The organism is Prochlorococcus sp. MIT 1303, assembly GCF_001631965.1.
GTDB classification, from domain to species: domain Bacteria; phylum Cyanobacteriota; class Cyanobacteriia; order PCC-6307; family Cyanobiaceae; genus Prochlorococcus; species Prochlorococcus marinus_D.
Map to the genome: position 1 here is coordinate 41782 of NZ_LVHK01000030.1, position 9028 is coordinate 50809.

The following is a 9028-nucleotide window of genomic DNA, read 5'->3' on the forward strand; positions in this document are numbered from 1 at the left end:
GAGCTTTGTAGAACACGATATAAACAAGTCTGCTGCTCTAAACCGTCAGTGGATCTTGGAATTCTGTGCCCTGCATATCCTCATCGTTAGCAGTGGTATTGCCATCAGCACCGATCACACCATTTGCCGTTGGTGATTCCAGCGAACCGATGTAATCACTAGAGGCTTCGATTTCATTTTGATCTTTAAAGGCGTCGTTATCCCATGTTGCATTTGTGCCCTGACTATCGAGCTCATCCCAGGAGAGATCGCCAGAGCCTGTGAATGTTTCACTGCCTGTGTGGAGGGTTTCACCCCAATCACGATCAAGAATGGCTAGATCATTTAGATCAATCTTGCCGCTGTAATCAGCATCAACATCATGAGCAACGCTGGCATCAACAACTCCGTTGCTATCAAGGTCTTCCCCTGTTGGATTCTCAGTCGTGGTTTGTTGCCTTGCTGCACCAGCATTGAGATAGGCGAGGTCTTTCATTGAAACCCTGCCGTCGTAATTGAGGTCGCCTTGGAAGGTGATTAGGTTTTTGGAGCCTTTGTTACTTGTGTAGTAGTGATCATTAGGGTCGGGGTTTTGTTGTGTGTTATCCGCTGAAACCTTGAATAGACCCTTGGTTAGATCAACAATATCACCAGCATTGCCAGTGATGCGCATATCAATTTCAATCTCCGTTGATTCTTGCGAACTGGGATCGTATGGAAAATCACTTAATTGGGCATCGTTGAGGATTCCTGCGAAAGCCCCTGATGCAGACAATGACGTTGCGTCACTAACGCCCTCAAACGTTGCGAGTGGTGTAGCGTTTACATTTGTGAATTGAGTGATCTGAGCGGCAGCAAAGTCATTGAGCGTTTGGTTGCCAGTTGTTACCATCAAATTCGTCGCCGCATTACTGGCTCCGAAGTAAGTAACAGAGTAAAGAGTGTATGGTGCGTTTGCATCAACATCAGTAGATGTAATGAAGTAAACAACATCGTTTGCATGTTCCCCTCCTAGGCCCTCAGCAAAGATTTCAAGCGCATCTTCATTCGCGATATCCTCGCCGACAACTACGAAACCTGTATTAGCGCCAAGAGCCTGAAGGGCTGTGCGTCTCTCCCAGTTAACTCCAGTACCTCTCAGGGCGGCTTGATTAGCAAGTCCCCCTGTTTCACCGAAATCAAAAGTGAAGTTGTCGCCTTGAGCGATGTTGAAGTCGTAAATGTTATCTGCGCCGTTAAGTGCGACAGTCGTTTGGTTTATGAAGCGGTCAGCACCGGCACCTCCAATAAGGGTGTCATTACCGGCTCCACCCTGGATGGTGTCAGCACCGGCATCTCCATTAAGGATGTCATTACCGGCTCCACCCTGGATGTTGTCATTACCGGCTCCACCCATGATGGTGTCATTACCGGCTCCACCCTGGATGGTGTCATTACCGGCTCCACCCATGATGTTGTCATTACCGGCTCCACCCTGGATGGTGTTTACAGAGCCGAATACGCCTCCTGCTAAATCAACGTTGATTAATGAATTGTAAGCCGAATTATATTCACTATCGAATCCAGCCATCCAACTATCTTTATAGGTGATTCCAGCATCAACATCTTGCGTCAGAACCGGGGCATTATGCTTCCAACCCCCTGCTCCCGAGGTATCCCAATATTTGTCATAAAAGTCAGAATAGCTATTCAAATATATGCTAGTTGCTTGTGATATAGCGCCCGCTTGTGCGACGCTATTATCAATATCTGTGGCTGTCCCGTTTGAGGTTTTGTTTAGGAAGTGACTGCGTACAAAACTTGCACCGTCAACATTGCCAGCATCTTCTATGACAACATCTTTGGCGAGGCTATTGCTGATGTTATCGATAGTTGTTTTTGCAGTAACAAGATCACCTTCTCGAATCAAGTTGGTGAAACCGATATCAGAACCAATGACGCGTTTGGTGCCAAAAATCAATCCATCACCTTGTTCTTGGAATTTAATTTCAGCCTGATAAAGGTTGACATCTCCTTCGTCAAATGAGGTGCCACCATTTAGATCACCAAGGCTCTTGATTTCGCGGTTGGTGTAAGCACCACCGGCAATTTCATTGCCATCAATATCTGACTTAAAAGTTCTTGAGAAAACAGTTTCATCGCTGTTGGCGCTGAGTTCAAAGCCAAGCGGATTGCCATCAAATGTGAATTTACCGTTGGCATCAGGACTTCTCTCTGAGTCTTCGAAATAGGACTCATCAAAGTCAACCTTGATGGAAGCAAATAGGGCTTCATCATCAATAGAATCGCCTGTGCCAAGATTGCTAAGGCTGGCTGCAGCAATACGAATTAAGCCGTTGTCATCATCAATGTCAACAGCATTGGAAATGGGTAGATCACCTCCGATTTGGATGTCATCCAAATCGATCGTTTCAAAGAGCTTAGTGTCGTATTTGAGGACAATATCTGCTGCTTCTAGATCCCAGCCATTCTTGAGCGATTCTGCTGTGATTTCCAGAGTGTATGTTTTGTTCTCAGAAGTATTAGGACCTAATACAGCAACATTTGTAAGGCCAGAAGCATCAACACCCAGCGCTTGTGCGTCGCCACCAGGATTGCCGGTGTCGTCATTGCCTTTAAGGCTATAACCAAGTTCTAGGAAATTACCGCCACTGACCCTTGTTGTGATTTGAACAGAGGAATCAAAAGCATTAGCAGCAATCTCAATACCTTCTGGGACATCAATACTCGTTAGTTGAGTACCTGCAAATGCACCATTGCCAATCGAAGTAACGCTATCTGGGATCTCAACAATCGTTAGTTGAGTATCTTTAAAAGCATAATTTCCAATCGAAGCAACGCTATCTGGGATTTCAATCTCCGTCAGCAGAGTGCCATGAAAGGCATAATTACCAATTGAAGTAACGCTATCTGGGATCTTAAGACTTGCTAGTTCAGTATATGCAAATGCAAAATCACCAATCGAAGTAACGCTATTACCGATATCAACACTCGTTAGTTTAATGCCATGAAATGCTCCGACACCAATTGAAGTAACGCTATCTGGGATTTCAATCTCCGTCAGCAGAGTGCCCTGAAAGGCATAATTACCAATTGAAGTAACGCTATCTGTGATCTTAAGACTTGCTAGTTGAGTATATGCAAATGCATAATCACCAATCGAAGTAACGCTATTACCGATATCAACACTCGTTAGTCGAGTGCCATGAAATGCTCCGACACCAATTGAAGTAACGCTATTTGGTATCTCAACACTCGTTAGATTAGTTCCATGAAATGCATAATCACCAATCGAGGTAAAGCTATTTGGAATGATTACATGATTTTGAGCATCAATCAGTGCGGCAACATGTTCAGGGGTCAGTACATTTGTCATTGAAAATTTGTAGTGGGATTACTGCTTAAATCATGTTTTGACTGTCTCTAGCAGAACGAGCCTGCTTGGTATTGCCCCAATTCTATCAGAAATGTGGGCCCTTTTTTCTTTATGCATTATCTGCATACTCAAGCAGCTATCAAGCGGTCAACCGCTTGGGGTATGCAAATAAAGCATAATCAATTTCAATTAAAAGAGTGTCTAACAGTAAATAGCCATGACAATCACCCTCTAACAAGCTGCCCTAAAGCTATACAAAAAGACTCTCAGAGCCCTTCTGAAAACAACCATATCAACCTTTTATAAACGCGTCTTACTTAAGCAATATAGGCTTCCGGGCAACAACAACTCTGTTTCATTCGTTCTGACGATCTAAGCTATTTGCAAGCTTTAGGCTGCCAAAGATCCGCGATTCACACAGTGCAAGCACTTATCTCACTCCTAAGTATTCTTACTGGGGTCTTTCAGGGGCTTTTTGTGCAAGTGATCAGCACATCATTGATGGCTTTCGATCCCTTAGATCCCAGATCCCAGAGCCCAGCGCTTTCCTCTCTCGCTATGCCGTGATTCGTGGAAACCTTTCCCAAAAAATGCGAACCCACCCAGTTTGCTCTCGGCCATTACCCCCAGATCATCTGCACTGCCGTCTTCTTCTTGAGCAGCGACGGGCTGGATGGGAGAGTTGGCTAAGGCAAGAGCCGCAGCACCGGTAAGGGTTAAGGAGAGACGAATCGAACGCTGCACCGGGATAGAACGCTTAAAAGGGCACTCATTATCTGGGATGTTTTTGCTGGCAGCTACTTGGCTGCCTGAATTGATGCGAGATGAATTAGAGATTTCCGTATCGGAGAAATATTTTGAATAATTTATAGGCGTCATTTATAGAGTTAATTCATCAGCCGATAGAGGAGCCTGATTGAGAGAAAGTCCATCATTATTGGTGGGCAGTCTTTCAATAGCTCATCAGAAGCTTCTCCATTGGTAAGGACACCTAGGAACTAGGGCAAATCCACGGTGATTTAAGTGGGAGGCATCGGCAGGTTGATCTGTTCAGCTAACACATTTTGCTTTTGCCTGTTTTTAGAAGCCTGTCGCTTAGGCCAAGTTGGCTCGTCTACAACTTGGCTAGAAGCATCAATTGTGGTATAATTTGGCTTGTTAGTTTTTTGTAGTTTTCGTGGCTGCAATCGAAACAATTCACAATTACTTGGCAGATGACATATTGGAAGGAATAGTTAGAAGGATGGACAAACTCCCTTGGCAAATTGGGAGAACCATGAATCCAAATTCCACCAGCGAAAACCACTTTGCGTTCATTCAGGACTATTCGCATAAGATATTTAAAGAAACTTACTTAAAGGATTTTCCTGCGAAGTTCAACAGAGCACTAATGACTCCATACGTAAAAAAACATAATTGCAAGAGCATAAGTGTCATAAGATCGAGGATCAATATGTATATAAGGACCGTAGGTCGAGAAGATATGTGTGGCTATCATCAAGATTACCCTAATCCAGGGATTAAAACCCTTCTGTTGTATTTAGAGGATAGTGATGGGTGCACAGAGTTCAAGGTCAGTGGAGACAGAATTGTAAGCGAAAGAAATAAAGCAATCATATTCGATTCGAACATAGAGCATCAAACAATTTCGCAAACAAACACTCTTTTTAGGCACAATGTAAATGTTAATTTCATGATCAACGATTAATCGCCTTCCAACTGTGTCTGATTTGAAATCGATCATAAATTAATAGCAGAATCTATCTCATCAAATATGTAGCAATTAGGATAAAAATTTTAAATGCAAAATTTTCCCTAACGTCTGCATTCTAGTAGTCCTAGGCTATGTCCCATGAATTGCCTGGCATGTATTTCGCAAATTCAGGCAAAGTCTTCCAGCCGCTTGCTAATATATCTTTTGCACTTGTATCTTTATATAAAACACTAGTACAGGAAACCCAGTCTTCGACTGGTTTGAGTCCAAAAAAGGGGATTTCTCTGAAGCCAGATTTTGTCAAAAAAGTCACTCCATTTCTGTACCATTCAGAATTATCGAAAAAGACAATGCCATTAAAACTTCTTTCGCTGATTTCCTTGGCTATAATAGCTCTATTTTCTGCGCAATCCAAAAGTATTACGTCACAGGAATCAATGTCAAATAATTCAAAAGTATGTGAGATGCCATCTATTAACTTATACTCCACATTTGCAGGCAATATATCTGATAAGCTTGTGAACCAGCTTTTGTTCGTCTCCCAGGAAATCACTTTTGCAAAATATAGCGTAGAACTACCACTGCCTAATTCTAAAAGGGTTTTGTTTTCCCAGCCTTGAGTTTCAAACCAACCAAGAAACGAGTTGGTGAGTAATGGAGTGATTTTTGAACCCGAAGTCATTCGCTCCCCTTCCTTGTAATCAAATATACCTAGAGACTCCAAATATTTATAAAAGAATTCGAGCTTTCTTTCTGGCTTTAGTTGCTTCGCTAAGCTATTGTATTGATCGGAATCCTCAGCTTTTTTGAAAATATTTTCGCACCTATTAAGTATCATTCTTGCTTCGTCGATGTTACCCATTTTAATGTTGAGGCGAATGTAGCCAGAAATAAAGGCAGTATTCAAAGGATGATATTTTATGGCCTTTTCGTAAAATTTAAGCGCTGCTTCATGCCTCCCAAAACATTCATTTATTACTGCCATTCTTTGGTTGGCTATGAGCATGTCAGGATTGACCTTCAGAATGGCTATATATCTCTCTCCGCGCTAGCATGATATTTTCCTTCTGCAAAATATTCGCTCGCTATTTTAAGAGCATCGTCAATACTTAATTGCTTGGGCTGATTTTCCATTGTCTCAGAATATGGCACCATATTGTAACTAGATTTCCCCTGAAAAGCGTAGCATTTGATAAGTATAAGGCATATCTCTCAATGCAGATTGACCTCCAAGACATTTTCAGTTAGCAAATTTTGGATCAATCTTTGTATAAAATTGCATTTTTCAAAGGGTTCTGCCGGGTGGCTTCATAGATATTCTGTTAGCTCCCATCAAATGAGTTGAAGATTACGCTGGAGCGCTCAAGAAAGAGTCTTCTTGAGTATCCTAAAGCCGTTACTTCAGAAGAGCTGGTTGTCCTTCAGGGATTGCTATTTTGGGTGCTATTAGCACCTTGCGGGCTTGAATCCATACCTCATTTTGCAAGTTTAACTGCAATTCTAGCTTGTCGCCAAGGATTACCGAATTTAAGCTATCTGCTTTCTACCCAATAATCATATTTTCTTTTTCCACCTTTTATAGGTAAATGGCTTCTCTGTAGAATGCACATGTCCCAAAAAACCGATATTTCTCCTCTCAGAGGTCTTGCCCCCCTCCGTTCTTGCATAAGACTTTAAAGTTCCTGTTTGTGACTGGTGGCAAGAATTAAGTGAACTATCAAGGCTTGTTGGGATAAGTGTCATGAGTCCTTTCCCCATAATACGCGACTCTAAGTCGTGAAACTGCATTTCCTAGTCTGAAAAAATAGGATGCCTAGGTACTTCAGACGAATTCCATCTGGCTTTTTATCAGGTGATGCTCCCCTTTAAGGATAGCAGTAGCGCCAGATCATATAATGTTTGTCTGAGCAAATCTCGATAAACTAAAGAACCCGTGCACTTGGATGATGTGTAGTCAATCGAACTTTTGTGTGGTGTTTTACTGAATACCACTTTGTTTATGCCTGTAGCTATGCAGGTAGAGTTATAGATATCCAAGATGATGATAATGATTTGTATTATATTGATTGAATGATTGAAATCGCTGTGGCTACTGATGTTGTCGATGTTGTTGATTCTACATTTTGAATATCCTGTAGATAAGCGGCTAACGTATTTTTGAATCTCTATTCGCCTCCGAATACAGGGCCTGAAACGCATCATTACTTCAAGGCCATTGCTTAGATGCTCCAAAAATTCACGCCTATCATTACCCTGTCTTCTGACCCTGAATACTTTACTGAATGATACTGCCTGCGGGAAATATAATTACCATCCCGTCTGAGGGCAAAATGTACTCTTCAGGGTCGTAAAATTTTAGAATTCCTGGATCCTGACTGCTTTGGTCTCCCACGCTTAAATAATATACAAGTGCAAAATTTTTCGCTTGATCGTCAAAGCCTTTTAGTTTACTGAGGTCAGAAATATGGTTGTGTTTGTCTACAAAACCACCACTGCTTAGTATTGTAAACCAGGAGTCGCAAAAGTAAATATCAGTGCCAATTACTCCTTTGGTCAAGGATATTAGATCTTGCTCGACGGAATGCATGAGCTGTCTGTTCTCTTTGAAAAAGGAAAAGTCTGATGTCGTTGCATTCCCTTTGTTTGGTAAGTTTCGCTTTTCAAGATCAAGATATTCCATTTCGTATAGTGTCTTGACGAGACCTCTCTCTACAGGGCGTTTAAGGGTGATTGGAAATTTGGGGAAATCGCTATGAGTTGATTTTTCATTTTCTATTCTGGCTAACGATGTCGATTCTGAACTTTTTATTTTGCCTCTGAGGACAACTTCCGCTTTCTTGTTGTGCCGGCATTTGGGTTCGATTTCAATGGCATTTTCTATCCTTTCGATTGAGGCTTTGTGATCTCCCTTTAGGTAAAGAGCTATGCTTAAATATCTATAGCTTGCTGATAATCTGTTGTTTAATTCGATCGACTTTAGGAGCGCTTTTTCTACTTTTATTGTATTTCCTGCCTCTAGTTCGATGTGTCCTAATGTCCTGAGGGCATTAGCGTTTCGATTGTCTAGTTTAATCGCGCGATTAATTGATTCAATCGCTTTAGGCATGTTGCCAATTTTTCTGTATATTTCACAGAGATTGACATAGGCTTCAGAGTTTTCTGGCAAGATTTTTATCGATTCAACTGTAGACGCCAAAGCATTTTTGTATAGGCGCAGCTCTAGATAGATGACGCCGAGGTTGATGAGGGCGTCGGGGTTATCAGGCTTGAGCTCGAGGGATTTGAGGGTGGAGCTAAGGGCTTGATCAAGGTTGCCGAGATCTTTGTAGATGCCGCCGAGGTTGACGTGGACGTCGGGGTTATCAGGCTTGAGTTCGAGGGATTTGAGGGTGGAGCTAAGGGCTTGATCAAGGTTGCCGAGATTTTTGTAGATGCCACCCAGGTTGATGTGGGCGGTGGGGTTATCAGGGTTGAGCTCGAGTGATTTGAGAGTGGAGGCAAGAGCTTGATCAAGGTTGCCGAGATTTTTGTAGATCCCGCCCAGGTTCATGTGGGCATTGGAGTTATCAGGCTTGAGCTCTAGAGATTTGAGGATGGAAGCAAGAGCTTGATCGAAGTTGCCGAGATCTTTGTGGATCAAGCCCAGGGTGTAGTGGACAATGGGATTTTGGGGTCTAGCTCTAAAGCTTTCTGTGTCGAGTCAATTGCTTCCTGTAAACGACCTTCTTTTTTAAGAGTGACCCCCATGTTTCCCCATGCGTCTACGAATGTCTCGTCTAGTTGAACGGCGATCTTGAAGGCTTCTATGGCATCAATGTTGTTGCCAGTGTTGAGCAAGCAGAGTCCAAGATTGAATGGAATGAGCTTGTTCTTTGGTCTATTGATATTCAATTTTTTGTATTCAACAATTGCTTCATCGAATTGCCTGAGATTTTGATATGCCTGCGCTAAAAGAAGTG

The 9028-nt window shown here is 42.4% G+C and carries 6 protein-coding genes; 1 reads left to right on the plus strand and 5 read right to left on the minus strand.

From position 1 onward, the window contains the following. Positions 1 to 37: 37 nt before the first annotated feature. Both PMIT1303_RS02055 and PMIT1303_RS14315 read right to left on the minus strand, forming a co-directional pair. Positions 38 to 3355: a leucine-rich repeat protein gene (locus PMIT1303_RS02055; RefSeq protein ID WP_063397321.1), complete on the minus strand. Its 3318-nt coding sequence runs from the start codon at positions 3353 to 3355 to the stop codon at positions 38 to 40. A 516-nt stretch (positions 3356 to 3871) separates the two neighbouring features. Then, positions 3872 to 4099 carry a hypothetical protein gene (locus tag PMIT1303_RS14315; protein ID WP_063397322.1) on the minus strand — a complete coding sequence of 76 codons (228 nt, stop codon included), beginning with the start codon at positions 4097 to 4099 and terminating at the stop codon, positions 3872 to 3874. Between the two features lie 433 nt (positions 4100 to 4532). Between PMIT1303_RS14315 and PMIT1303_RS02065 the strand changes: the two genes are divergently transcribed. Beyond that, a complete protein-coding gene (locus tag PMIT1303_RS02065; RefSeq protein ID WP_156486875.1) occupies positions 4533 to 5063 on the plus strand; it encodes a hypothetical protein in 531 nt (176 codons plus the stop codon). Positions 5064 to 5193: 130 nt separating this feature from the next. On the opposite strand, the gene PMIT1303_RS02070 is transcribed toward PMIT1303_RS02065, so the two are convergent. From PMIT1303_RS02070 to PMIT1303_RS02080, 3 genes are all read right to left on the minus strand, one after another. Continuing rightward, positions 5194 to 6075, minus strand: coding sequence for a tetratricopeptide repeat protein (locus tag PMIT1303_RS02070; protein WP_063397324.1), 882 nt, complete (start codon positions 6073 to 6075; stop codon positions 5194 to 5196). Between the two features lie 1269 nt (positions 6076 to 7344). Then, the gene (locus PMIT1303_RS13895) at positions 7345 to 8709 is read right to left on the minus strand and encodes a tetratricopeptide repeat protein (RefSeq protein WP_063397325.1); all 1365 of its coding nucleotides are present in this window, start codon (positions 8707 to 8709) and stop codon (positions 7345 to 7347) included. Next, positions 8706 to 9028, minus strand: a 323-nt coding sequence (locus tag PMIT1303_RS02080; RefSeq protein WP_156486877.1) for a tetratricopeptide repeat protein, incomplete at its 5' end; no start/stop codon positions are given. The genes PMIT1303_RS13895 and PMIT1303_RS02080, both read right to left, overlap by 4 nt.